This is a genomic window from Undibacterium sp. YM2, from assembly GCF_009937975.1.
In the GTDB taxonomy this organism is placed as follows: Bacteria; Pseudomonadota; Gammaproteobacteria; order Burkholderiales; family Burkholderiaceae_D; genus Undibacterium.
Window position 1 is genome coordinate 3583938 of sequence record NZ_AP018441.1, and the last position, 26948, is coordinate 3610885.

Consider the following 26948-nt stretch of genomic DNA (forward strand, 5'->3'; position numbering starts at 1 on the left):
TTCACGTGCATAAAACTACTTCGTTTCAAATCCAAAATTTTGTCAGTTTGAGGGTACGCGTACCCAACCTTCCATCAGCACGCGCGCACTGCGACTCATGATGGCCTTGGTAACACTCCATTCGCCATTGACCTGTGTAGCCTCGGCACCTACCCGCAAAGTGCCAGACGGGTGACCAAAACGCACGGCAGTGCGTGCACCACCGCCAGCAGCCAGGTTCACCAGCGTGCCCGGAATTGCTGCCGCAGTGCCTATGGCCACCGCTGCCGTACCCATCATCGCATGATGCAGCTTGCCCATGGACAGGGCGCGTACCAGTAAATCGATATCAGTTACTTGGACTTGCTTGCCGCTGGATGAAGTGTAGTCAGCAGCCTTGGCAACAAAGGCCACCTTGGGGGTATGCTGGCGCTGTGCAGCTTCAGAGATATCCTTGATCAGACCCATACGCAATGCGCCATGCGCACGTATGGTTTCAAACATGGCGAGAGCCTTGGCATCACCGTTGATCGCATCCTGTAATTCTGTACCTGTATAGCCTATGGCATCGGCATTGATGAAAATGGTGGGAATACCGGCATTGATCATGGTCGCTTTGAGTGTACCCACACCTGGCACGTCAAGATCATCAACAAGATTACCGGTCGGGAACATGGAACCACCAGCGCCCTCTTCATCTGCTGCCGGGTCCATGAATTCAAGCTGAACTTCTGCTGCCGGAAAGGTCACGCCATCGAGTTCAAAATCGCCGGTTTCCTGCACTGCCCCATCAGTCATAGGAACATGAGCAATAATGGTCTTGCTGATATTTGCCTGCCAGATGCGTATGGTGGCTATGCCGTTTTGAGGTACACGCTCAGCATCCACCAGGCCAGCGCTGATGGCGAAGGCACCAACTGCCGCAGAAAGGTTACCGCAATTGCCACTCCAGTCTACAAAGGCCTTGTCTATCGCTACCTGGCCAAACAGATAATCAACATCATGATCAGGCTTGCTGCTTTTTGACAGGATGACTGTCTTGCTGGTACTCGACGTCGCGCCACCCATGCCATCGATCTGCTTGCCATAAGGATCGGGGCTACCTATCACACGCAATAGCAAGGCGTCGCGTGCAACACCCGGCTGCTGGGCAGCCTCAGGCAAATCCTGCAAGCGAAAAAAAACACCCTTGCTGGTGCCGCCACGCATATAGGTCGCCGGGATTTTGATTTGTGGGAGGTGGGCCATATACTTCTCTTTAAAATTTCTCTTTTTAATTCAACTCAAATCCAGCACTTTTCCATCAAGAAAAGCACTGGAAATATATCGTATGAAACTTACGCAGCCTTGACAGATTCCAGGAAGTCTTGCGCAAAACGCTGCAAGACACCACCGGCTTCGTAAATAGATACTTCTTCTGCCGTATCGAGGCGGCACAGCACAGGCACTGCCACTGATTCACCATTCTTGCGGTTGATGATCAGGGTCAGGGTTGCGCGTGGCATGCGATCACCGATGACGTCAAAGGTCTCTGTGCCATCTATGTTCAGCGTCAGGCGGTTCACGCCTGGCAAGAACTCCAGCGGCAAGACACCCATGCCAACCAGGTTGGTGCGGTGTATGCGCTCAAAACCTTCAGCGACAATCACTTCTACCCCTGCCAGGCGCACGCCCTTGGCGGCCCAGTCACGCGAAGAACCCTGGCCATAATCGGCACCGGCAATCACGATAAGCGGCTGCTTGCGTTCCATGTAAGTTTCGATCGCTTCCCACATGCGGGTGATCTGACCTTCTGGTTCTATACGTGCCAGTGAACCTGCCTTGACCTTGCCATCAACCACGACCATTTCATTTTTCAGAGTCGGGTTGGCGAAAGTCGCACGTTGCGCCGTCAAATGGTCGCCACGGTGGGTAGCATAAGAATTGAAATCCTCTTCTGGCAAACCCATCTTGGCGAGGTATTCACCAGCGGCACTGTCGAGCATGATGGCGTTCGATGGTGACAGATGATCAGTCGTGATGTTGTCACCCAATACTGCCAGCGCACGCATGCCCTTCATGCTGCGTGCGCCTGCCAGTGCGCCTTCCCAATACGGTGGGCGACGGATATAGGTGGTCTGTGGACGCCAGTCATACAGGGGGCTGACTTTCTCGCCATCATCTGCCTGTTTGGCAAACATGGGGATATACACTTTACGGAATTGCTCAGGCTTGACGCTGGCAGCAACCACGGCATCAATCTCTTCATCCGTAGGCCAGATATCTTTCAAGGTCACCGGCTTGCCTGCAGCATCCAGGCCCAGCACATCTTTCTCGATATCAAAACGGATAGTGCCAGCAATCGCATAAGCCACGACCAGCGGTGGCGAAGCCAGGAAGGCCTGTTGCGCATACGGATGGATACGGCCATCAAAATTGCGGTTACCCGACAACACAGCCGTCGCATACAGATCACGGTCTATGATTTCTTTCTGGATGACAGGATCTAGCGCACCCGACATGCCATTGCAGGATGTGCAAGCGTAAGCAACCACGCCAAAGCCCAGTTGTTCCAGCTCAGGCATCAAATTAGCCTCTTCCAAATACAGGGTCACGGCCTTGGAACCAGGGGCCAGTGAACTCTTGACCCAGGGTTTGCGAGTCAGGCCCAGCTTGTTGGCATTGCGTGCCAGCAAACCGGCAGCCACCATATTGCGTGGATTATTGGTGTTGGTGCAGCTGGTAATCGCAGCGATGATAACGGCGCCGTCTGGCATCAAGCCAGGCTCATCTTCTACCGTACCACTGATGCCGCGCGCTGCCAGTTCAGACGTTGGCACGCGCTTATGCGGGTTGGATGGACCAGCAATATTGCGCACAACGGAAGACAGATCAAACTGCAGCACGCGTTCATATTCCGCATTTTTCAGTGTATCTGCCCACAGACCAGTTTCCTTGGCATAGGTTTCTACCAGTTTGACCAGTTCATCATCACGGCCTGTGAGTTTCAGATATTTGATGGTTTGTTCGTCGATGTAGAACATCGCAGCAGTGGAACCAAATTCTGGTGCCATGTTGGAAATCGTGGCGCGGTCACCCAGGGTCAGGTGGGATGCTCCTTCGCCATAAAATTCCAGATAAGACGACACAACTTTTTGATTGCGCAAGAATTCTGTCAAGGCCAGTACCGTATCGGTCGCAGTGATACCTTCCTGCGGCTTACCCGTCAGTTCTACGCCGATGATGTCTGGCAAACGCATCCAGGATGCACGGCCAAGCATGACGCTCTCTGCTTCCAGGCCACCAACACCAATCGCAATCACACCGAGTGCATCCACCATAGGCGTATGGCTGTCTGTGCCTACCAGGGTATCCGGGTAAGCGACACCATCTGTGACCTGCACCACCGGCGACATGCGTTCCAGATTAATCTGGTGCAAGATGCCATTGCCGGGCGGGATCACATCAACATTCTTGAACGCCTTCTTGGTCCAGTTGATGAAGTCAAACCGGTCTTCATTACGTCTGTCTTCAATGGCGCGGTTTTTATTGAATGCATCCGGATCAAACCCACCGCATTCAACAGCCAGCGAATGGTCAACCACCAGTTGTGTAGGCACGACAGGGTTAACCAGTGCCGGGTCACCACCTTGAAGGGCTATCGCATCGCGCAAACCAGCCAGGTCCACCAGGGCAGTCTGTCCAAGAATGTCATGGCAAACTACACGCGCCGGAAACCATGGAAAATCAAGATCGCGCTTGCGTTCTATGAACTGGCGCAGAGAATCAGTCAGCGTAGCGGGATCACAGCGGCGCACAAGGTTTTCTGCCAACACGCGTGAAGTATATGGCAGCTTGTCATACGCACCTGGCACGATGGCATCGACGGCAGCACGTGTATCGAAATAATCCAGGGTGGTACCGGGTAGTGGCTTGCGGAATTGAGTATTCATGGCTCGCTATTTCTTAGATATTAATATTGGGTAAAACAGCTCAGAGTTGCAATTTGAAGCCTTCATGGGACGCCGTGAAGCCCATGCTTCCGTAGAATCTGTGCGCCTGTATGCGCTTCTTGTCGCTGGTCAGCTGTACCAGTTGGCAGCCGCGCTCGCGCGCCAATTGTATTGCCTGTTCTATGAACCAGTGGCCTATGCCCTGCCCGCGCAGATAGCCATCAACCCGCACGCTTTCTATCATGGCGCGGGTAGCGCCTTTTCTGCTCAGGCCGGGGATGAAAGTGACCTGCTGCATCGCAATGATGCGACCATCCATCTCGGCCACCATCAGGAACTGGTTGTCGTCAGCTGTTATACGGTCAAAGGCTTCTGCATAACATGCCGCATCCGACCCGACGCCTTCACGATTTTTGCCCAGATCATCATCGGCGATGAGTTCCAGCAGGCGCGGCAGATCCTGCTTCACAGCGCGTCTGATGCTGAGCTTAGAAAGGTCTGCCTGCACTTTCATCTTGCAACCTCTGGCTTATTTATGCTCGTTGATTTATTTGCGTTTATTCAAAGAAACAAACTTCAGATCTTCAGGGCCAACATAATTGGCACTAGGACGAATGATCTTGTTGTCGATACGCTGTTCTATGATGTGAGCCGCCCAGCCAGAGGTACGCGCAATCACGAACAAAGGCGTGAACATGGCAGTTGGTACACCCATCATGTGATAGGACACGGCAGAAAACCAGTCCAGATTCGGGAACATTTTCTTGATATCCCACATCACGGTTTCCAGACGCTCTGCAATATCGAACATCTTCATTGCTCCTGCCTCTTTAGACAGGCTGCGTGCCACTTCCTTGATGACCTTGTTGCGTGGATCTGAGATCGTGTAAACAGGATGACCGAAACCGATCACGACTTCCTTGTTTTCTACGCGCTTCTTGATATCGGCTTCTGCTTCGTCAGGATTGTCATAACGCTTCTGGATTTCAAACGCAACTTCGTTCGCGCCGCCATGTTTAGGGCCACGCAAGGCACCGATCGCACCAGTGATGGCAGAATACATGTCAGAACCTGTGCCAGCAATGACACGGCCAGTAAAGGTGGATGCATTGAACTCATGCTCTGCATACAGTATCAATGAAGTATGCATGGCTTTTTCCCATGATGCGCTTGGTTTTTCACCATGCAGCAGATGCAGGAAATGACCACCTATGGATTCATCATCGGTTTCTGTCTCTATGCGTTTGCCATTATGGCTGTAGTGGTACCAGTACAGCAGCATGGAGCCCAGCGATGCCATCAGGCGGTCAGCGATGTCGCGTGCGCCCGGGGTATTGTGATCATCTTTTTCTGGCAACACACAACCCAGTGCAGACACACCAGTGCGCATCACATCCATAGGGTGGGACGATGCAGGCAGCCATTCGAGTGCTGCCTTGACATTCGCTGGCAGGCCGCGCAGGGCTTTCAGCTTGGCTTTGTAGCCACGCAATTCTGCGACGGTAGGCAATTTGCCGTGCACCAGCAAATGGGCAATTTCTTCAAACTCGCAGGCGTCAGCCACATCCAGGATGTCGTAGCCACGGTAATGCAGGTCGTTACCGGTTTTGCCTACGGTACACAGGGCAGTATTACCAGCAGTAACGCCAGACAGGGCAACGGATTTCTTAGGTTTGAAAGGAACTGCTTCAGTCATGATTATTTCTCCAGAGGTTCATATTCAGGGCTGTTTCCACCCTCCAGCTTGATGCAGCGCAAGGACGGGACAGCTTATATCATTATTATTTGGCTTTTTGCTGAGCAAACAGAGCATCGAGCTTTTGCTCAAAGTCGTGGTAATTGATGCGTTCATACAATTCCATGCGGGTTTGCATGGTATCAACGACATTCTTTTGCGTACCATCACGGCGTATCGCGCCATAAACGTTTTCTGCCGCCTTGTTCATGGCACGGAAAGCGGACAATGGATACAAGACCAGGCCCACATCTACAGCGGCCAGTTCTTCAACGGAATATAAGGGAGTAGCACCGAATTCAGTGATGTTTGCCAGAATAGGTACTTTGACGGCATTGGCAAATTGCTTGTACATCGCCAGTTCAGTGATCGCTTCCGGGAAGATCATGTCGGCGCCTGCTTCTACGCATGCCAGGGCGCGGTCTATCGCTGCATCCAGGCCTTCGACTGCCAGTGCATCGGTACGTGCCATGATGACAAAATTATCGTCAGTACGGGCATCGACTGCAGCCTTGACGCGGTCTACCATTTCCTGCTTGCTGACGATTTCCTTGCCAGGACGATGGCCGCAACGCTTGGCACCAACCTGGTCTTCGATATGGATCGCGGCAGCACCAAACTTGATCATGGATTTGACAGTGCGCGCCACATTGAAGGCAGAGGAACCAAAACCGGTATCCACATCGACCAGCAAAGGCAGGTCGCAGACATCGGTAATGCGGCGTACATCGGTCAGGACATCGTCAAGATTGGAAATACCCAAGTCAGGCAAACCCAGGGAGCCGGCAGCGACACCGCCGCCAGAAAGGTAGATCGCCTTGAAACCAGCACGTTTAGCCAGCAAGGCATGGTTGGCATTGATTGCACCGACGACTTGCAGAGGGGATTCTTCCTGCATCGCCTTGCGGAAGGCGGCACCTGCGGAGTATGTACTCATGTGTATGCTTTCAGGTTAATGAACAGATTCTGGCATCCGTATTGCAATCAGTGTGCCAGCATGCGTGGGATCACTACTGTTTCAGTCTGATATGCATATAAATCAAACACTTATTCGTCAAGCCAGGATAATAAATCCTGTTCAGTAACGCAGTTTTGTTTCATAATGATGTTTCATATTGAATTATGAAACATCAATTGAAACATATATGAAACAACCTCCCGCACTACGCGACGCCCACGACAAACCTGTCATCTGGACAGTCTCCATCTCGCGCCTGTTCGATATGTTCCGTGACATCATGGTTGAATATGACGTCAGCGCCGATATAGAACCCATACACATGGGTTTTGAAGGAGCGGCGCAATACCTGAAAGAACGCCTGCAAACCGAGAGATGTGATGCCGTCATCGCGGCAGGCTCGAATGGCGCTTACCTCAAAAACCGCCTGCCCGTCCCTGTCGTTATCGCCAAGGCCAGTGGCTTTGATGTCATGCAGGCACTGGCAAGAGCGCGCAAGGTGTCGCCAGCCATAGGCCTCATCAATTACCAGGAGACCATGCCTGAGCTGGCGGATTTCAAAACCACTTTCGGTTTTCCGCTGGAGCAGCGCACCTATGTTACTGAAGAAGATGCACGGGCCCAGATCAGTGAACTCAAAGCGAGTGGCATCAAGGTCATTGTCGGCGCGGGCCTGATTACTGACCTGGCGGAGGAAGCCGGGCTGACTGGCATTTTCATGTATTCTGCCACCTCAATACGCCAGGCTTTTGACGATGCACTGGAAATCGCCCGTCTGACGCGACTGGAATCAGCCAGAGGCAGACATCATCCTGCGGCAGAATCATTACGAGCCAAGCATGGCCTGAATGATTTGCGCGGCGAGTCCGCCATTATGCAGGCGACCCGCAAGTCCATTGCCTTGTTTGCCCGCTCCCCGGCAACGGTGTTGTTACAAGGTGAAACAGGCACAGGCAAGGAATTGGCAGCCCAGGCCTTGCACAGAGAGAGCACACGGGCACGCCAGCCCTTTGTTGCCGTGAATTGCGGTGCGATTGCCGAAAGCCTGCTGGAATCTGAATTGTTTGGCTATGAAGAAGGTGCTTTCACCGGCTCAAAGCGTGGCGGTCATGCAGGTTTGTTTGAAATTGCCCACAGAGGCACGGTATTCCTCGATGAGATCGGTGAAATGCCACTGACTTTGCAAACCCGCCTGTTGCGGGTACTGGAAGAGCGCGAAATCAACCGCGTGGGCAGCATGCGCCCTGTCCCGGTCGATGTGCGCATCATCAGCGCCACTCATTGCGACCTCGAAAGCCGGGTAAAAGAAGGAAAGTTTCGTGCCGACCTGTATTTCCGCCTTGCAGTATTACGCCTGCATCTCCCACCCTTGCGCCAGCGTCCTGACGACCTGCTGCCCCTCGCAGTATGGTGCCTCAAGCATGCGCTGGCTGCCATGGGTGCCAGGCCACACGCCAATCTGCATGCAGAAATTGCCAGCTGCAACAGCCTGCTGCAAGCCTATGACTGGCCAGGAAATGTAAGAGAATTACGCAATCTCATGGAGCGCCTGGCCCTGTTCCTGGCGGCAGAACCCCTGCAAGCCCTGACACCTGCCTTTGTGGCAAAAATCCTGCCTGAACTACATAAACAACAACCCGGTGCAGAAGTGTCGGGCAGCCCAGCCAGCACTGGCGATCTGGCAGCACCAGAGTCGCTGGAACTGGTCATGGAAAAATTCAAGCACAACCGGGAAGCGGCGGCAGACTACCTGGGTATCAGCAGGACGACTTTGTGGCGACGTCTCAAGCAAAAAACGTAATCATTTGAAACATTAATTGATCATCTGGAGGGCGAATTTTGTGTCGCTCTAAGGTAGAATGAATTTGCGCTGCCACTCACAATCTTTGGGTGCATTTATCTTGCATAAAAAATATTATGAAAAAACTACTAATTGTTGACGATAGTAAAGTCTCCCGCATGGTGATTCGTGCACACGTCAAAGCAGTGCACCCAGACTGGGAGTTTTTTGAGGCGGGCAGTGGCGAAGATGCCATCAAGTCAGCCGCAGAGAACAAACCAGACTTTTGCACCATGGACATTAATATGCCAGGCATGCTGGGCACTGATGCCGCAGAGCAAATTTTGCAGCAAAATCCTGGGGTTCGCATCGCTATATTCTCAGCGAATGTGCAGGACACCATGCAAAATAGAGCCAACTCCATAGGCACGATCTTTGTCGCCAAGCCGGTGACTGAAAAATCCATCACTATCGTTCTCAATTATTTCGCGAGCGGCAAATGAATTCCCTGACCGAACTTCATCTCGATGCATTAAGCGAGGTCTTCAATGTCGGCGCTGGCAGGGCTGCTGCCAGCCTCAGCGACATCGTCGGTGAAGAAGTTCGCCTTTCTGTTCCCTCGGTTGAAATTCGTAAATCCTCAGAAATAGACGTTTCCTCCATGGGCTTGCAGAGTGACCGCTTTGGTGCGGTACACCAGACTTTCAGCGGCTCTTTTGAAGCAGAAGCCATACTGCTGTTCACTGAGGAACATGCACTCAAAATCGTGCGTGACATGATGGGCTCGCAAATCAGCCTCGAAGACCTGGCTGAATTTGAACAGGAAGCGATGTGCGAGCTGGGTAATATTATCCTTAATGCCTGCCTGTCAGCCATGGCAGATATGCTCAGTATCCCCTTGAATTGTTCGCTACCAGATTACTCCGTCGCCAGTACCGAAGAAATTTTCCGCCGCGTCAGCAATGATCTTCAACAGCCCTATGTCCTGCTGCTGCATATTGACCTGGCGATAGAAAGCCGTCATTCCGAGGGACATTTGATTTTCCTGCTGAGTTCAACTTCCCTGACGGATTTGGTAACGCAGCTTGATCGCTTTCTGGGAGCTGTCTAAATGGCACAGTTGATGCCTGCTTCTGCCTACCGGGTAGATGAGATATTAAATACCATCAGCCTGGGTCTGATCGTGCTTGATGTCGATCAGACTATCCTCTTGTGGAATGGTTGGGTAGAGCGATATAGCGGCATCCCGGCCAGCCAAGCCTTGGGCAAACATGTATCTGAAGCCTTTGAAGAATTACCCAGCCGTGCCATATTAAGTGCAATTACCAACACCCTGAGCTATGGCTTGCCCGTCGTCTTGTCGAATGCCCTGCACCGCTCCCCTTTACCCCTGTTCCAGCGTGGCGAACACGAGGTTGAGAAAAAACGTATAGACCAGTCTGTTACCATCACGCCGATCACGGCAGAGGACGGCGCACGTCAGTGCCTGATACAGATCAGTGATTCAACGACCTCGATCAAGCGCGAAAAAATCCTGCGCACGCATTCTGAAGCATTAAAGCGTGAAGCCACGACCGATAGCCTGACAGGCATCTATAACCGCCGTTTCTTTGATGAACACTACAAGATGGCAATGGGCCACGCAGTGCGCCATCATGTTCCCCTGACTGTCTTCATGGTCGATATAGATTACTTCAAGGAATACAACGATAACTACGGCCATGTGGCCGGAGACAAAGCCTTGATACAGGTAGCCGCAGCCCTGCGCAAGCAATTACTCAGGGCGACTGATGTGCTGGCACGTTTCGGCGGTGAAGAATTCATCCTGATGCTGCCTAATATGGCACCAGACACAGCCATGCAGTTTGCAGAAAAACTGCGTACCGCAGTCTGGGATCTGAACATACCGCATTTCAAATCACACATCAGCCAGCGCATCAGCGTCAGCATAGGCTTTAGCAATTACCACAAGCATCCAGACGTTGATGCCAATGCCTTGCTCAAGTGCGCTGACGCAGCACTCTATGAAGCCAAAAAGGCTGGCCGCAATCAAAGCTATTTTCTGCCCCTGCAGCAATTCAATACCCAAACTACAGCACCCGCAGGCACCCTGCATAAATCTATCAGTCATTAACAAATGCCATTGAATACAGGCCACTAATGCGGGCCTGCCACTGATTGCCCCACGCGTTTTAGAGCATATAAGGACATATTATGACGAATTCTGTTTCATGTTTTTCCGTATCCCGTCGCAGCATGATCGTGGCCTTGGGTTTATTGACGTTCACGGGCCTGGCGCAAGCACAACAGGTCTTGCGTGTATCCGCTATACCTGACGAAGCACCAACTGAATTACAACGCAAGTTCAAACCACTGGGTACCATGCTGGAAAAGAAACTCGGCATGAAGGTAGAGTTCATACCCGTCACTGATTATGCCGCGTCGGTCGAAGGACTGATCAACAAGAAACTGGACATGGTCTGGTTTGGCGGCTTCACTTTTGTGCAAGCCAAGGTACGCAGCAAAGACCAGGTCATACCGCTGGTGCAACGTGAAGAAGATGAAAAATTCAAATCGGTCTTCATTACTACCGATAAAAATATTACCAAACTGGAAGACCTCAAGGGCAAGACCTTCACCTTTGGTTCTGAGTCATCCACTTCCGGCCATTTGATGCCAAGGTCTTATTTGCTGGCCGCGAAGATCAACCCTGATACAGACATGAAACGCATCGCTTTTTCCGGCGCCCACGATGCGACTGTCGCTGCCGTATCTGGTGGCAAGGTAGATGCTGGCGCCCTGAATATCTCAGTGTGGGAAAAACTGCTGGCGCAAGGCAAGGTCGATACCAAGCTGGTGCATGTGTTCTACACTACCCCAGGCTACTATGACTACAATTGGTCAGTACGTGCCGACATGCCTGCCGACTTGCGCAAGAAGATCAGCGATGCCTTCCTGAACCTTGATCCGGCCAACCCACAAGACAAGGAGATACTTGAGCTGCAACGCGCCACCCGCTTCATCCCCACCAGGGCAGACAACTACAAGGCCATAGAAGCGGCAGCGCATAATGCTGGCCTGCTGAAGTAATGCCGGCAGTAATGGCTACAGTACAGCTGCGCTTGCAGCAATTGAGTGTGGCTTTTCCCGGTGCGGCACACACTGCACCGGTGGCAGGGCAAGGGCAACAGCAATACCTACTTGAGAGCCTGAACCTGACAGTAGCCCAGGGTGAGCAAATTGCCATCATAGGCCCGTCTGGTGCCGGCAAAACCACGCTGCTACATACCCTGGCTGCGGCCCACCAGCCTGCCAGTGGCCAATTCCAGTTCATGGACCACGATGTCTGGGCGCTTTCGCATACGGCACGCCATGCCTTGCGCCGTCATCTGTTTCTGGCACCGCAAACACCGCCGCTACCGGTACGCCAGCGCGTCGTCACTGCGGTACTGGCTGGTCGCCTGCCACACTGGACACTGTCACAGGCACTACGCAATCTGATCAAGCCCACAGACCCGCTGGCTGCCTGGCAAGCCTTGCAGCGTTTTGATCTGCAACACAAGCTGTATGCCAGGGTAGATAAACTGTCTGGCGGTGAACGCCAGCGCTGTGGACTGGCACGCCTGCTATTGTCCGATGCCAGCCTGTTGCTGGTAGACGAACCCCTGTCTGCACTGGATCCGACACTGGCCCTGCAAACTCTGAACACCTTGCAGCAGGAAGCAAAACAACGCAATGCAACACTGATTTGCAGCCTGCATCAGGTAGAACTGGCACGTCAGCACTTCACGCGCATCATAGGCTTGCGTGCCGGTAAAGTGCTGTTCGACAGCAATAAAGTAGATGATCAGATGATCGCTGATCTGTACCGGAATGCTGGCAGCCCCCAGCAGCAATCATTGGATATGACTGCGCTGGATCAACCTGATTTTTCTGACGCTCCCCGCTGTTTTTAAGCACGATGACACAGCAAGCAAGCCATTCCAACTTACAGCCAGCACATGATCCTGCATGGCGCATGCGAGTGACCATCATACTATGCTCGCTGGTGCTGCTCTGGCCCATGCTGCTGATCACTGAATTCAAACCCTGGCAACTGATCGATGCACAAAGTCTGGGGGCAACCTGGCGCTTCCTGTCGGGATTTTTTCCGCCTGCGCATTCCACAGAGTTTTTACTGATCGTGCTGGAAGCCACCTGGCAAACCATCGCCATTGCCACGGCGGGCCTGACGCTGGCCTTGCTGGGCGCGATACCCATGACCCTGATCGTCAATGAACATTTATCGATCTCGCGCATAGGCAGCGGACGCATGCATGGCATGGCCAGGCTGTTGCGCCAGATCGTACGCTGGAAGCTGGTCTTGTTGCGCAGCGTGCCCGAACTGGTCTGGGCCTTGCTGTTTGTGCGCCTGGTCGGACTGGGGCCGACAGCGGGTGTATTTGCCATCGCCCTCACCTATGCCGGCATGCTGGGCAAGGTTTATGCTGAAATACTGGAAGCCAATGATGCCCACGCCACCGATAGCCTGCTCAGAAATGGTAGCAGCCGTCTGACGGTGTTTTTGTACGGGGCCTTGCCAAATGCCGCACCAGAACTGATTTCCTACACCATCTATCGCTGGGAATGCGCGATACGCGGTTCTGTCGTCATGGGCTTTGTCGGCGCTGGCGGCCTGGGTCAGCGTATGGATGAATCCATGAAAATGTTGTCCGGCGCTGAAGTGTCAACCATGCTGATCGTCTTCGTGCTGCTGGTGGGCATTGCGGACCTGGCCAGTAAATTATTCCGCAAGGCACTGGCATGAGTACGCTAGATAACAACATGCCAGCCGCACCGGCGCTATTGAGCCCACTCAAACTGGCACTAAGTGTGGGCATCATACTGCTGGTCGTAGCCAGTTTTGTCAGTCTGAACATGGAATGGCGTGCCTTCTTCAGCGACGACGCCGCAGGCAAAACCTGGGAATTTCTGCAAGGCTTCGCGCCGCCAGACATCAACCCTGCCCTGCTCAAAAAAACCGCCTTCGCCTCTTTTGAAACCCTGGCCATGTCGGCACTGGGCACCCTGATTGCCGCCATCCTGGGTCTGTTGCTGGCATTGCCAGCCAGCGGCCGCTTTGGCAAGGCTGCAAAAAGCAGTACGCGATTATTTTTGAATGTGGCGCGTGCCATCCCCGAACTGGTGTGGGCATCCATCATGCTGATTGCCGCTGGACTAGGGCCATTTGCCGGCACCATCGCGCTGGCCGCCCATACCACCGGCGTACTTGGCCGCCTGTTTGCTGAAGTACTGGAAAACGCCGTGCCACAGGCAGAATCCACATTGCGCCTGAACGGTGCATCTGCCATCAATGCCTTTATGTATGCCACGCTGCCACAAAGCCTGCCGCAAATGCTGTCTTACACCCTGTACCGATGGGAAAACAATATCCGCGCTGCCGCCATATTGGGCGTAGTCGGGGCCGGTGGTCTGGGGCAGATGTTGAAATATCATCTGTCGCTATTCCAGATGCAGACCGCAGCCACGGTCATCATCGCCATGCTGATACTGGTCGCCATGGTGGATGCATTGAGCTTCGCTGTGCGACGCTGGTTGATGCAATAACACCACGCATTAACACTACCCATTAGCACTACCAACTGATCACACAAGACAAGGCCAGCAAACCCAGGGCCAGGACAAAGTACAGCAACTGCAAGGGTATCATCCACTTCGCCCAGGTCGCCCAGGGTATGCGCGCCAGCGCCAGCACGCCAACGGTAATGCCGGATGTGGGTATCATCGGCGTCGTGAATTCACCAAACTGAAATGCCAGTATCGCCGTCTGTCTGCTCACACCAACCAGGTCGGCCAGAGGTGCCATGATGGGCATGGTCAGTGCCGCCTGCCCGCTGCCGGAATGGATAAAGAAATTGATGACAGACTGGATCACAAACATCTTGTGTGCTGCAAAGATCGGATGTGAGGACTGTACGAAAGGCATGAGGAAGTTCAACATCGTGTCAATGATATTCGCGTCACGCGCCAGTATCATGGTGCCGCGCGCCAGGGCTATCACCAGTGCAGTGGTCACCAGGTCTTTCGCGCCTTGCATAAAGGCTTCAACAAAACTGTCCGCATTGAGTTTGCCGACTATGCCTACCAGGATGGCCATGACCAAAAACAAGGCAGCAATCTCTTCTATATACCAGCTGTATTTAACGACACCCACCACCATGGTTATGAGAGTCAGCAGGAACATGCATAGCACCGCCTTGTGAGTAGCTGTCATGCCGGTGAAACTGGTGAATTCATCGATTCTGAGGTTTTTGCGTTTTTCTTCATCAAGAACAAAGGTCGGACTTAATTGTGGATTTTTCTTGATACGTGCCGCATACCAGCTAAGAAAAACAATAGTCACGACTGTCGCCAGCAACCACGCAACAAGCCGGAATCCTATGCCAGAAAACAGCGGTACACCCGCAATCCCCTGGGCAATACCAACATTAAAAGGATTCAGAAACGCCGCTGCAAACCCGACTTGCGAGCCAACGAAGGGGATTGATACGCCGATCACCGAGTCATAGCCAAGTGCCAGCGCCAGCGGGATAAAGATCATGACGAAGGGTATCGCTTCTTCTGCCATGCCAAAGGTCGCCCCGCCCACGGAAAACAGGGTCACGAACAAGGGAATGATGCCAGCCCTGACAGCACTGGAATGGGTATGCGCCCTGGCCACGGACTTGATCATGGCATCAATCGCTTCAGTCTTTTGCAGAACCGCAAAAGCACCGCCAACGATGAGTACAAAGCCTATGATCAATGCGGCCTCAACAAAGCCCTTGATCGGCGCCATCATCAGGGCCACAGCACCTTGCGGATTGCTGGTGACGTAATGGAAACTGGCAGGGTCTATCAGCGTCTTGCCATTCACCACATGGGTATCATATTTACCGCCAGGTACCAGCCAGGTAGCCAAAGCAATCAATGCCAGCAGGGAGAACAACAGGACAAAGGTATTCGGCAATCTGAGTTTTTTCAGCATGATCAGCTCCTGGTCACAAGGACAGTAAATTACCGCTGCGATAGGCAACGGGACCAGCAATCTTGGCTATGCGCATGCCGTGCGTGGCATAGCGTCTGGCCACGCGGGCGAATAAAATGCCGGATACCGTTGCCAGTACTGGCGTCACCTTTGCGCTGACTGGATCAACAATGTCGGCCACCCTCTCACCTGCCTCAACGTGCTCACCTGTCTCTCTGGTAAATACCAGGATGCCTGCATGCGAAGCACGCAAAGGCTCTACACCTTCCAGCGGTGTAGGCTGGCATAAGGCCTGAGGTAAGGCCGGTGCTTTTCCACGCAGGTAACCCGCATGTCTGAGAAAATTGATGATGGCCGTGGCATCTGCCTGCGCCAGCTCATGGCTGACCTCGGTTTCTCCACGCAATTCCACCGTGATGGACAGGCAGGCATTTGGAACAGGCGTCGCCGTACCGAAATGTTGTGCCAGTTCCCACCAATGGCGTGAGCAGGATTCATCAAAAGGATCATCGCCCGACAATACCGAGACCAGCACTGCCTGCGCGCCCAGATAAGCTGCCAGCGGCATACAATCATCTGTCAGCGGAGTACCCGCATATAAATGCATGACAGCCTGGTTATCACAATGCAGGTCCAGCACGATGTCAGCATCGACTGCCAGGGTTTGCAGGACTTTCTTTTGCTGCTCTGCTGCAGTTTCTGGCTGCCATGCCTGCAGCACTGCCAGTGCCTGCTGGCGTATCAGCTTCACATTTTCTTTTTCATCCGTGCCCAGCTTGCCTTCCAGCAGAGGTAAAAGATGTGGTGTCAGGTGGCGATAGCCACGGTTGAAATTGACACCAGTCGCCAGATCAAAGCGGCCAAAGGCCGTGCCCTGTATATCCTGCGCAAGTCCTATAGGGTTAGCCACCGGCACCAGTACGATTTCAGCCGCAATCGCAGAAATTTTTTCATACTGCTCCAGCATTTCGCGCAAATAGTGATTCACCAGCATGCCGGGTATTTCATCTGCGTGCAAGGACGACTGTATATACACCTTGCGGCCCTGGCCTGGAGTGCCGTAATGAAAACTCCGCAATTCCCGCACTGTCCCGCTACTGATATCTGGCAAGGCATGGCTTTGTATTTGCATAAAAACTCTTTTCTTTTGTTGGTAATGGTAAGGCCCAAAAACTGGCCCATGCAGTATTTATCCCATAGTGCAGACTTTACTCTCGCCGTCACATCGTTTTTTACAATGGCAGTTTTTGCAAGCAGAAAAATACAACACTGCCTGAGCCCGTCTCCACTGCAATTTATGAACGATTTTTTACATATTCTACATTTATGAAAATAAAACGACAAATAGTATTGAAAATATTTTTAAACAGGGCTACAGTTCATTCATCGAAAAAAGTTTTACTCAATGTTTTACTGAATGCTTTACCGAATACGGCACATGAAAAAATTAAATACCCCTGTTGAATCTGCCTCGCCGGAAATGGTCTTTGCCAAATCCACGCTAGGTGAATCGCTGATGCTGGTCTTGCAGGAAGGCTCTGCCTCCTATAAGCGCATAGCCAATTTCCTCTTGCGCAACCAGGTCAAGGTGACGGCGCTCGGTATAGAAGACATGGCAGAACAATGTGATGTATCGACCGCCACCATCAGCCGTTTTGCGCGCGACATGGGTTTTAATAATTATGCAGGGCTGCGTAACCAAATTGCAGAAGTGGTGCAAGCCGTGTTCCAGCCAGTAGAAAAACTGCGCAATACCATAGAAGCCAAAAAGAATGCGCCCTCACCTGCTCATACCAGCATGCAGTTTGCCGCTGCCAATATTGATGCAGCAAACCAGGGCATGTCTGAATCAGACCTGAACGAGGTAGTCAACCACATCGCCAAGGCTAAAACCGTGTATGTCATGGGCTTTGGCCTGAGTGCCCATCTGGCTGGCATGCTGGCCCTGCATTTGCAACCTTTTTGCTCACATGTGGTGGAAGTGGTTGGTTACGGCGGCACTGAAGTAGCGGCAGGTCATCTCGCGAATATTACTGACAAGGATGTACTCATCGTCATCTCTTTCCCACGCTATGCGCTGGACGTCATCAAGCTCACGCAGTTTGTACGCGACCATGGTGCCTGCATAGTCACGATCACCGATTCCCCAGCCTCGCCTATTGCACAACTGGGTCATTATCTGCTGCTGGCACCAAGCACCCACGGTGTCTTGCCCAGCAGTGCGAGTGCCGCGATCGCCGTCATCGAAGCCCTGGTCAGCAGCATGATGGTGTCGAATAAAAAGAACGTAGAGAAGGCCATGCGCCTGACCGAAGCCATATCAGCCTATCTGCATAGTGCTGACAACAACGTCAAATACACACAGCTGGATAGCAATAAACCCAAGAAGTAAATAAACAAAATTAGCAAATCACAGTCACTCCCCGGAGTGCCTGAGGGGGATGCTTTTTTTAAATTTCTGTAAAACCTGAGGAGAAGAAGGCAATGGCAACGAAAAAACAAGCATGTCAGCCCATACCCAAGAAATTGGCTGTCGCAACCTGGTCTGCATTGAGCGTCATGGCGATGTTGGGCATGAATACGCAAAGCGCATGGGCGCAGACTGAGAATGATCCCAACAAACCGCAGCGAGTAGAGATTACCGGCTCGTCAATCAAACGCATTGATGCAGAAACTGCCCTGCCTGTGCAAATCATCAGCCGCGAATCGATAGAAAAGTCAGGCGTCACTACCGCAGCAGAATTATTGAGCAAAGTGTCGGCCAGCACAGCGGGCCTGACGGACGGTGCCAGCTTCAGCGACAACGGTGGTACGCAACGTGGTTTCAATGGTGCCAACCTGCGTGGCATAGGTGTGTCATCTACGCTGATCTTGCTGAATGGCCGCCGCCTCGCCAACTTCGCTTCACCTGGTACCTCATCTGGTGTGGATTTGAATTCCATCCCGTCTGCCGCCATACAGCGCGTGGAAGTCTTGAAAGACGGTGCATCAGCGATTTATGGTGCGGATGCGATAGGTGGTGTCATCAACTTCATTACCCGCCCTGATTACCAGGGTGCAGAAATATCCGCCTATGCGGGCAATACCCAGCATGGTGGTGCAGATAAAAAAATTATCAGCCTGTCTGGTGGGATAGGTAGCCTGAGCCAGGACAGGTACAACCTCATGGGTGTGGCGAATTTCCAGAACACCGGCAGCCTGCGCTCTACCCAGCGTTCATGGATAGGCTCTGCCTATCAGCCTGACATCAATCTCGATGTGGGTAGCTCCAATACTTTCCCGGCCAATGTACGCCGTACCACAGTCAGTGGTGGCGCTACCGGTTCGCGCCTGAACCCCAGTGCACCAACTTGCAACCCACCTGCCACGGTGTTTGCGGCAGACAGCTTTGTCGGTAACAAAGCCTGCTTGTATGATTACATGCATGACACCGAGATTTTCCCTGAATCGCAGCGCGCGTCACTGCTGGGTCGTGCCCAGTTTGCTATCGATGCTGACAATACCCTGTTTGCAGAAGTGCTGCACAGCGACACCAAAACTACTTACCGCATCAGCCCACTGACGGTCAGCAATCTGAACTACCCGGTCAACGGCATGTACTATCCGAATGACCTGATCACGACCAACAAAACGCCTTTGCGCGTTGGCCTGCGCCTCAGTGCTGCTGGCCCGCGTACCAATGAAGTCAATGCGATTGCACAGCGCCTGGTCGTTGGTGCCAAGGGCACAATCGCAGGCTGGGATTATGATGCAGCGCTGAATCACAGTGTCAGCAAGGTGGATGATAAATATGTGGATGGCTATGTCAGGACTTCGGCTTTTGACAGTGCCTTCTTGACTGGCAAGATCAATCCCTTCGGTCCATCAGGAACTGAAGGTACGAGCCTGCTGAATGCAGCAAAGATCAGCGATGCTGCCCGTCAGTCAAGAGCGACTACCGATGCGTTTGACATCAAGGCTTCACGTGAATTATTTGCCATGGCAGGCGGCAATGCAGGCTTGGCAATAGGGGCAGAATACCGTCGTGAAAAATTGGAGTTCACCCCATCTGCCCTGCTGGCTGCCGGTGAGATACGCGGTGATGGTGCTGCAACAGCTTACGGTGGCAGCCGCACCGTCAAGGCTCTGTTTGCCGAATTGAATTTGCCCATACTCAGCAATCTCGAAGCCCAGGCCGCCGTGCGCCATGACAGCTATAACGATGTAGGCAGCACCACCAATCCAAAATTTGGCCTGCGCTGGACACCAGCCAAAGAAATCGTGGTTCGCGGCTCTTACAGTGCTGGCTTCCGCGCCCCCAGCCTGGCAGACATCAATGAACCGGCACGTACAGGTCAGACCAGCGGCATCTACAATGACCCGCTTGGCTGTATCAAGACCGGCAATATCGACAATACCAAGAACCCGGATTACTGCGGTATACAGCCAGACCTGATCAAGGGTGGCACTGCCAATCTGAAGCCTGAGACATCGAAGCAGTTTTCTGCAGGTATCGTCGTTGAACCCAGCCGCAGCCTGACTGCCTCCCTCGATTACTGGCGTATAGAAAAGTCTGACACCTTGCTGGCCAACGAAGGTGCTTACTTTAGCGACCCCAAGTCCAATCCCGGCTACGCGATACGTGGCGCTGCTGATCCCAGCCTGCCAGGCATCCCCGGACCTATCCTGTCAGTCGATGGCCGGGTGAAAAATATAGGTTCGCTGAAAACCTCGGGCGTGGATGTTAACGTCAACTGGAAGCTGCCAGAAAACAGTCTCGGCAAATTCAATGTCAGTTTGAACGGTACTTATGTCATCGACTACAAGACCCGTAACACGGCTGCCAGCCCGGAAGTGAATGGCGTAGGTATCTACACCGACACCCAGGTAGTACAACGCTGGAGACATACCCTGACATTTGACTTTGACCGTGGCCCTTGGGGCGCGACACTGCAACAGACTTACTACCAAGGTTATCACGACCAGAATGCCCTGGCTGATGGCAGCACCCGTGACGTGCCCGCCTATGTCTTGTGGGATTTGAGTGGCAGCTATAAGTTCAGCAAGGCATTCAGCCTGCGTGCAGGCATCAAGAACCTGCTGGATACCAATCCGCCACGTTCCAACCAGGTATATAGCTTCATCGCTGGTTATGACCCCAGCTATACCGACCCACGTGGCCGCTTCATCTATATCTCTGGTAACTATGCTTTTAAATAAGCTATATCAATAATCACTTCCAAAGCAGCGCCTGCGTGGATATTGGGGACAAGTAATGCTTGTCCCCTTTTTTTAAATTCATGACCGTAGTGGTGAATTGAATCACTTACAATATCAAAAAATCAGGATGAAAATAATGACAATTTCTCTGAAAAATTCCAGTTGGCTATTGCGTAGTTTGCTAAGCTGGCTAACTCTTTTAATCTGGCAATTGCCCATGAATGCTCACGCGGAAGACAACACCCTTCAACAATCAAAAGGCTCACTCGTCATCATAGGCGGCGCCTTGCGCATGGATAATTCTGTGGTGTGGCAACGCATCGTACGGCAGGCCGGCGGCAAGGGTGCAAAGATTGCCGTCATCCCGGCGGCAGCTGGCAGCCCGGAAAAATCAGGGGCGTTTGCGGTGGAATCCCTGAACCAGAACGGCGCCCAGGCATTTTTGATCCCCCTGTCGGTCAAGCATGCGCAATTCAAGCCAGACGAGATCGTCAGCAACACGACCTGGCTGGACAAGCTGAAAGATGCCAGCGGCGTGTATTTCACCGGTGGTGACCAGGGCCGCATCATACAGGCGCTGGTCAAGCCAGATGGCAGCAAAACGGCGATGCTGGAAGCTATCTGGGCGCTATATCAGCGTGGCGGTGTCATCGCTGGCAGCAGTGCCGGTGCTGCCATTATGAGCACGACCATGTTTTATGATGCCAAGCCAGTACTGCCGACCTTGAAGCTCGGTGTCACTGATGGCAAGGAGATTGCGGCTGGTCTGGGCTTTATAGGCCCCGACGTTTTCATAGATCAGCACCTGATCATCCGTGGCCGTTTTGCCCGCATGCTGCCTGTCATGCTGAAAAAGAATTACAAACTGGGCTTGGGCGTAGATGAAAATACGGCGATGGTGGTCAGCAATCAGGGTGAGGTTGAAGTCATCGGTTATAAGGGCGCGATCCTGTTTGACCTGAGCCAGGCGACGACAGATAGCAAGCAAAAGAGTTTCAACATCAGCAATGCCCGTATCAGCTATCTGGACAGGGGCGACCGCTTTAATTTGCACACCAGGATGCTGACGCCATCAGTTGACAAGCTGCAAAACAAGCTCAATCCTGCCCAGGCATACAATACTGAGCAGCGTTTTTATCCTGACATCCTCGCCAATACCGTCGTCACTGACCTGATGTTTCATTTGATTGACAGCAAGCAGGAACGTGCTACTGGCCTGGCTTTTGGCATGGATGCCCAGCCTGAACTGGGTTTTGAATTCAGCTTCAGCAAAGTGGCTGACAGCCAGGGCTATTATTCTGGAGCATCTGGGGCAGAAAGCTATACGATACACAATCTGCGCCTGGACATACGGCCCGTCAGCATGAACCTGCCGCTGTACAAATAAGACCAGCCTGACATCAGGCTACATCAAAGAGGATGGCATTAATGCCATCCTCTTGTCCTTCCTTCTGCACAAGATCCGCGCCCTGATTTGTCGTTTGTTTGCAAATTCTTCCTCTCAGGCATCTTGGCTTCACTTACAATCAAAATAACGCTCGCGCCCTGTACCTTGCAGGCTGCATTGCGTGATCGCCAATTAACAAACTATGCAGACCTGCCCCAAATGTAGGTGGATTGACCAGAGGGGATACCCGCTTTTCTCTCACGCTTTCGCACTGCATTGCAGCAAACTGCAACAAACCAGTGAGACCACATCATGAAACTCAGCACCCGCATCATCCTGCTGTGCGCCATCACCCTGTTCGGCATTTCCATTATTTCTGCCATTTCGCTATATTCCCTGCGTCAGACCATGACCAAGGAGCGCACTGAGCAGATTTCCAATATGGTGGAAATGGCTCATGCCGCCATAGCAAAAGCCTACGCACTCGAACAGTCAGGCAAGCTCTCACGTGAAGATGCGCAAAAGCAGGCCAAGCTGGCGATTGCCAGTTTCCATAAAGATGAAATGTATTTCTTTGTACGCGGCTACAACGATGATTTGTTGCTCGTGCACCCCAAGGCAGACCGCATAGGTGTACCGCAAAAGGATATGAAGGAATCTGGAGACCGCTACCGTGCCTCACTGGCTAAAAGCAGCATTGGTGTTGTACAGGCCATGGGCACCCGGCCTGGCGTACAGGGCCAGGTTGAGAAAATCTATGCCGTCATGCGCTTCGCTCCGTGGGAATGGCTGGTGGGTACCGGTACATATCTGGACGATATTAATGAAGCCTTTTGGCAGCAGGCCGGCATCCTGCTCGGCCTGGGCTCCCTCATGATGGCCATGGTCGGTGCCCTTGCCTGGCACATGACACGTACTATTCTCGGTCAACTGGGCGGCGAGCCCGCTTATGCGGCCGAGGTAGTGGGCCATATAGCCGAAGGTGACCTGACTGCAGATATACAAGTCAAGGATAATGACCAGTCCAGCCTGCTGTTTGCGATCAAGAGCATGCGCGACAAACTGGCTTCTGTCGTCAGTGAAGTGCGTACAGGCTCAGAATCCATCGCCACGGCATCTGGTGAAATTGCCTCAGGCAACCTAGATTTGTCTAACCGTACCGAGCAGCAGGCAGGTGCACTGGAAGAAACTTCATCCACCATGGAAGAGCTGACTTCCACCGTCAAGCAAAATGCCGACAATGCCAGACAGGCAAATCAACTGGCGATCTCGGCATCTGAAGTCGCCACCCAAGGCGGCAGCGTCGTAGGCAAAGTGGTGGCGACCATGGGCTCCATCAATGAGTCATCGAAAAAAATCGTCGATATCATCAGCGTGATTGATGGCATTGCTTTCCAGACCAATATCCTGGCTTTGAATGCTGCTGTAGAAGCTGCAAGAGCTGGTGAACAGGGGCGCGGTTTTGCCGTGGTTGCCAGCGAAGTGCGTAACCTCGCCCAGCGTTCAGCCTCGGCCGCCAAAGAAATCAAGACCCTGATAGACAGCTCGGCAGAAAAAGTGGAGGAAGGCGGTAAGCTGGTTGCTATCGCCGGCTCCACCATGGATGAAGTGGTGGCCAGTGTCAGGCGCGTGACCGACATCGTCGCCGAGATTGCCTCGGCCAGCCAAGAGCAAAGCTCGGGCATAGAACAAGTCAATCATGCGATTGTGGATATGGATAATATGACGCAGCAAAATGCCGCACTGGTAGAACAGGCATCTGCCGCTGCCCAGGCCATGAATGAACAGGCTGCAGCACTGGCGCAGGTGGTCAATATTTTCAAGGTGCAGCAACAGGCTGGTAATGCGCCTCAGCCTCAAATCAGCCATGCCAGCGTGCGTCCAGCGCCAACTGGCCAAGTGAATCAGCCACGCCGCTTGCGCTAGGGAACTATCACTTAGAGAAAGATTTTCCCGCTCAATCCGGTAATGATGCGCTGGCGCTGCAAAGCCTGCTCAGTTGCCGTATTGTCGCGGGTCGCATTGGATGAGAAATCAATCACGGTTGTCTGTTTATCCGGCACAGTTGTGCTATCAATGAGCTTACCGAATTCATAACTGGAGATGCTCAGATTGCGGTCATGGCTTTTTTCCAGCCGCGCACTATTCAATTGATTTTTTTCAAATCCCAATTCGAGCTTGCTGCTCTCATGATCGTCCACCTTGAAGTAGCGATAATTCTGCGAGTTCTTGCTCTCGCCTAGCTCCGGTTTTTTGCCAGACTTTAACTCAAGGTGAAAAGCTGCGCTAAGACTGGATTCCAGCTTCTGGCTGATTTTTCCACTTGATAACTGGCCTTCCTGTGTCGTCTTCTGGCTGGTCTGGAAATTGAAATAATCGCTCTCCTGCAAGCGCAAAGGATTTGGCGTAGTTGTTTCCCCTGTGATCTTTGCGTCAAAATCTGCCAAACCGGTCAGCAGAGGGCTCGCGCCGGCATCCCAGAACGATGGGGCCTTGGCAGGTGCCAGTGCTGAAAGATTGTCAGTATCATCTGTGACATTGATTTTTTGTACAGCAGAAAATGCTTCCTTGTACTGTGCTATCAAGCCTTCATCTGCATGACCACGCTTGGCAGCACTATCGATTTGCCCCAGGAATTGCTGGATAGCCTGCTCCCTTTGAGTCGCATTTCCCCTCAGACCAGCATTGTCGTGTTTGACATCAATATCGATCACGCCACTGGGTGAGGTCAGTTTGAGCTGATGATGTGACTGATCTATCCTGAAATCGACTTGCCTGTCACCTGACTTGATATTTAATTCCAGCGAACTGATGACGGAAGTATCAAAGCCAGATAAGGCATTGAGATTGATCTTCTGCTCGCCAAAATAACTTTGCGCTGCAGCCTCCAGACCCGCCGCAAGCTTCTCAAGCGCCTTGCTGTCAGTCTCGCTCAACTCTGTATCGCTGCTGGCCTCTACACTGAGGCCATTGCCATTGCTCTTGATGGACAGGCTGACCTTCTGCCCGGAAGCGAGTTTGACACTCAGCCCCAGGCTTTGGTCAGGACGGTCACGCAAGTCACTCAAACTGACCTGCCCTGCTTCAGACACAGCCTTGCTACCTGCATCTGCATCCACGGAGGTTGTGATATATGCCTGCTTAATGTCAGCACCTGTCACATGCAGGCGTTCTATGAGGCCGGTAGCAAGACCATTGAAACGCCCTGCTGTAGTCGTCGCTGAAACGGCATTTTGTTCAAGAAGATAACTGAAATGATCATCGCCCTTATTTTCCCACCATGCCGTAGGAGCCACAGTTGTGGACGCAGATGCAGATGCAACACCGGCCTGATTATAAGTCTGCCCCACCGTGCCACTAGCAGAGGAGCGTAGATTGACTTGATAAGAACTTGCAGGCGCGGATACTGATTTTGATGCAGGGGCTGATGAGGCAGGCGCAAGCTGAGGGTTCACATTCTGCGTCTGAATCTGTGCCTGACCAACGCCGGGGCTTACCACCGAATTCAAACTGGTAGAGATAGTTGACATGGCTTGCTTACGTCCTTGAAATAAATCCTTGCTTAATCTTCAATTGATTATCGACAATGTTCATTATTTCTTTAGCAAACAAGTATGAAAAAGCAGGAAAATTCATATTGCTTTGCACATAAAAAAAGAGATGCCAGGGCATCTCTCTTGTTTTGCCAGATGATCAGCAAGCAGCATGCCCGATCAGGAAAGGCTCCAGACATATTCCAGCTTGGTCCAGGCTTGTTGTGGCTTGCCATCTTTAGCACCTGGTTTGAATTTGCAGGAAGAATAAATTTTCTGTGTTGCCTTGTCCAAAGCCTTGGAACCACTGGATTTCTCTACTTTGGAATCAACTACCGCGCCGTCAGGGCCAATCAGCACGGACAATACAACGGTGCCGGTTTCTTCATTCATCAGGGCCGATTTTGGATAAACCGGTTTTTCGCAAGTTTGCTTATCGACAGCAGGAGCAACTTCACTGGCAAATGCGGAGAAAGAAGAAACAAGGATGGCAGTAGCGAGAAGTAATTTTTTCATGGGAGTAAAATGAGGAACAAGATTCAGGGAAAGTTTAATATTGCCACATGGAAACAGGTGCGTATTTTACTGCACATTTTTTCCGCAACGCAATATTTTCCTGAGGAAATTCACCGCCAGAATGTTAAAGATTGTGCCTGCTTACTACCTGGAATTATTCCCTTTGCGCTATGGCAATACTCGTTAAGAATTGTTGCTTCCATACATAGCGACTTTGCTTTTATGCCCTATTTCCACTAGTCTTAAATCAGACATCTTGCTGCCAAAGAAGCTGATGATAAAAATAGAATGTTTTAGGGAGATAGAAATGAAAATCCTCAAATCACTACTGGTATTGTTATTGCTGGTTCAATCCCAGTTTGTCCTGGCGGACGACAATCCCGCCGATGCGATTGCCATGGTAGAAAAGGGCTTGGCCTATATGCAAAAGAATGGCAAGGATGCCCTGGTACAGGAAATCAATAATAAAAATCCCGACTTCATCAATGGCTCGATTTACCTGTATGTACGCGGTCTTGACGGCATCGTCATTGCCCACCCTATCAACCCCAAATTGATAGGCAAGAACATGCTGGACTTGCCAGATGCCGATGGCAAATACTATCGCAAAGAGATCATTGCACTAGCCAAGAGCAAGGGCAAAGGCTGGGTAGATTACCGCTACAATAATCCTGTCAGCAAGCAGATAGAAAACAAGACTACCTATATTTTCCGCAGTAATGACGTGATACTTGAAGCTGGTATATATAAAGGGAAGTAGCTTTTTAGGTCTTTGGACCCACGACAGGGTATCGATGTTCTCGATACCTTTTTTTATTTTCTGTGGCTGGCAGAATACCTGCAATACGCTGAATTTATAACTTTTCAGACACTTTGTGCGACATCGCACAGACGCATAAATT

The 26948-nt window shown here is 52.1% G+C and carries 22 protein-coding genes; 13 read left to right on the forward strand and 9 right to left on the reverse strand.

The genetic code is table 11. From position 1 onward, the window contains the following. Positions 1 to 42 precede the first annotated feature (42 nt). The 5 genes from prpF to prpB form a co-directional block, all read right to left on the reverse strand. Positions 43 to 1227 carry a 2-methylaconitate cis-trans isomerase PrpF gene (prpF, locus tag UNDYM_RS16240; protein WP_162041956.1) on the reverse strand — a complete coding sequence of 395 codons (1185 nt, stop codon included), beginning with the start codon at positions 1225 to 1227 and terminating at the stop codon, positions 43 to 45. 89 nt (positions 1228 to 1316) lie between these two features. Further along, a complete protein-coding gene (gene acnD, locus UNDYM_RS16245; protein WP_162041957.1) occupies positions 1317 to 3911 on the reverse strand; it encodes a Fe/S-dependent 2-methylisocitrate dehydratase AcnD in 2595 nt (864 codons plus the stop codon). A 40-nt stretch (positions 3912 to 3951) separates the two neighbouring features. Next, on the reverse strand, positions 3952 to 4425 hold the full coding sequence (locus tag UNDYM_RS16250) for a GNAT family N-acetyltransferase (RefSeq protein WP_162041958.1): 474 nt from the start codon (positions 4423 to 4425) through the stop codon (positions 3952 to 3954). A 33-nt stretch (positions 4426 to 4458) separates the two neighbouring features. Then, a complete protein-coding gene (gene prpC / locus UNDYM_RS16255) occupies positions 4459 to 5607 on the reverse strand; it encodes a 2-methylcitrate synthase (RefSeq protein ID WP_162041959.1) in 1149 nt (382 codons plus the stop codon). A gap of 85 nt (positions 5608 to 5692) precedes the next feature. Next, positions 5693 to 6583, reverse strand: a complete 891-nt coding sequence (gene prpB, locus UNDYM_RS16260) for a methylisocitrate lyase (RefSeq protein WP_162041960.1) — start codon at positions 6581 to 6583, stop codon at positions 5693 to 5695. A gap of 208 nt (positions 6584 to 6791) precedes the next feature. Here prpB and prpR point away from each other — a divergent pair, with 208 nt between their 5' ends. The 8 genes from prpR (at position 6792) to phnE (ending at position 13991) form a co-directional block, all read left to right on the forward strand. Further along, positions 6792 to 8405 (forward strand): propionate catabolism operon regulatory protein PrpR, encoded by a 1614-nt coding sequence (prpR, locus tag UNDYM_RS16265; protein ID WP_162041961.1) that lies wholly within the window; start codon positions 6792 to 6794, stop codon positions 8403 to 8405. 116 nt (positions 8406 to 8521) lie between these two features. Next, positions 8522 to 8887 carry a response regulator transcription factor gene (locus UNDYM_RS16270; RefSeq protein WP_162041962.1) on the forward strand — a complete coding sequence of 122 codons (366 nt, stop codon included), beginning with the start codon at positions 8522 to 8524 and terminating at the stop codon, positions 8885 to 8887. Further along, positions 8884 to 9495: a chemotaxis protein CheX gene (locus tag UNDYM_RS16275; protein WP_162041963.1), complete on the forward strand. Its 612-nt coding sequence runs from the start codon at positions 8884 to 8886 to the stop codon at positions 9493 to 9495. Before UNDYM_RS16270 ends, UNDYM_RS16275 begins: the two co-directional genes overlap by 4 nt. Next, positions 9496 to 10518, forward strand: a complete 1023-nt coding sequence (locus UNDYM_RS16280) for a GGDEF domain-containing protein (RefSeq protein WP_162041964.1) — start codon at positions 9496 to 9498, stop codon at positions 10516 to 10518. Positions 10519 to 10640: 122 nt separating this feature from the next. Then, positions 10641 to 11474 carry a putative selenate ABC transporter substrate-binding protein gene (locus UNDYM_RS16285; RefSeq protein WP_162061969.1) on the forward strand — a complete coding sequence of 278 codons (834 nt, stop codon included), beginning with the start codon at positions 10641 to 10643 and terminating at the stop codon, positions 11472 to 11474. Positions 11475 to 11485: 11 nt separating this feature from the next. After that, complete coding sequence (locus tag UNDYM_RS16290; protein WP_162041966.1) at positions 11486 to 12340, forward strand: phosphonate ABC transporter ATP-binding protein; 855 nt, start codon at positions 11486 to 11488, stop codon at positions 12338 to 12340. Between the two features lie 5 nt (positions 12341 to 12345). Next, positions 12346 to 13191, forward strand: coding sequence for an ABC transporter permease (locus UNDYM_RS16295; RefSeq protein ID WP_162041967.1), 846 nt, complete (start codon positions 12346 to 12348; stop codon positions 13189 to 13191). Beyond that, positions 13188 to 13991 (forward strand): phosphonate ABC transporter, permease protein PhnE, encoded by an 804-nt coding sequence (phnE, locus tag UNDYM_RS16300; protein ID WP_232063509.1) that lies wholly within the window; start codon positions 13188 to 13190, stop codon positions 13989 to 13991. The genes UNDYM_RS16295 and phnE overlap by 4 nt, the downstream gene beginning before the upstream one ends. Before the next feature lie 28 nt (positions 13992 to 14019). Here the strand turns inward: phnE and UNDYM_RS16305 are convergent, their stop codons facing one another. Both UNDYM_RS16305 and UNDYM_RS16310 read right to left on the reverse strand, forming a co-directional pair. Continuing rightward, positions 14020 to 15411, reverse strand: coding sequence for a YfcC family protein (locus UNDYM_RS16305; RefSeq protein ID WP_162041968.1), 1392 nt, complete (start codon positions 15409 to 15411; stop codon positions 14020 to 14022). Between the two features lie 13 nt (positions 15412 to 15424). Then, positions 15425 to 16543 carry a succinylglutamate desuccinylase/aspartoacylase family protein gene (locus tag UNDYM_RS16310; protein WP_162041969.1) on the reverse strand — a complete coding sequence of 373 codons (1119 nt, stop codon included), beginning with the start codon at positions 16541 to 16543 and terminating at the stop codon, positions 15425 to 15427. Positions 16544 to 16849: 306 nt separating this feature from the next. Between UNDYM_RS16310 and UNDYM_RS16315 the strand changes: the two genes are divergently transcribed. From UNDYM_RS16315 to UNDYM_RS16330, 4 genes are all read left to right on the forward strand, one after another. Then, positions 16850 to 17803, forward strand: a complete 954-nt coding sequence (locus tag UNDYM_RS16315; RefSeq protein ID WP_232063510.1) for a MurR/RpiR family transcriptional regulator — start codon at positions 16850 to 16852, stop codon at positions 17801 to 17803. A gap of 92 nt (positions 17804 to 17895) precedes the next feature. Next, positions 17896 to 20610, forward strand: a complete 2715-nt coding sequence (locus UNDYM_RS16320) for a TonB-dependent receptor (protein ID WP_162041970.1) — start codon at positions 17896 to 17898, stop codon at positions 20608 to 20610. A 217-nt stretch (positions 20611 to 20827) separates the two neighbouring features. Next, on the forward strand, positions 20828 to 21997 hold the full coding sequence (locus UNDYM_RS16325; RefSeq protein WP_162041971.1) for a cyanophycinase: 1170 nt from the start codon (positions 20828 to 20830) through the stop codon (positions 21995 to 21997). Positions 21998 to 22309: 312 nt separating this feature from the next. After that, positions 22310 to 23923, forward strand: coding sequence for a methyl-accepting chemotaxis protein (locus tag UNDYM_RS16330; protein WP_162041972.1), 1614 nt, complete (start codon positions 22310 to 22312; stop codon positions 23921 to 23923). Between the two features lie 11 nt (positions 23924 to 23934). Here UNDYM_RS16330 and UNDYM_RS16335 read toward each other — a convergent pair whose 3' ends face one another. Next, complete coding sequence (locus tag UNDYM_RS16335; RefSeq protein WP_162041973.1) at positions 23935 to 25527, reverse strand: hypothetical protein; 1593 nt, start codon at positions 25525 to 25527, stop codon at positions 23935 to 23937. 183 nt (positions 25528 to 25710) lie between these two features. After that, complete coding sequence (locus UNDYM_RS16340; RefSeq protein WP_162041974.1) at positions 25711 to 26046, reverse strand: energy transducer TonB; 336 nt, start codon at positions 26044 to 26046, stop codon at positions 25711 to 25713. 307 nt (positions 26047 to 26353) lie between these two features. Between UNDYM_RS16340 and UNDYM_RS16345 the strand changes: the two genes are divergently transcribed. Continuing rightward, the gene (locus UNDYM_RS16345) at positions 26354 to 26806 is read left to right on the forward strand and encodes a cache domain-containing protein (protein WP_162041975.1); all 453 of its coding nucleotides are present in this window, start codon (positions 26354 to 26356) and stop codon (positions 26804 to 26806) included. Positions 26807 to 26948 lie beyond the last annotated feature (142 nt).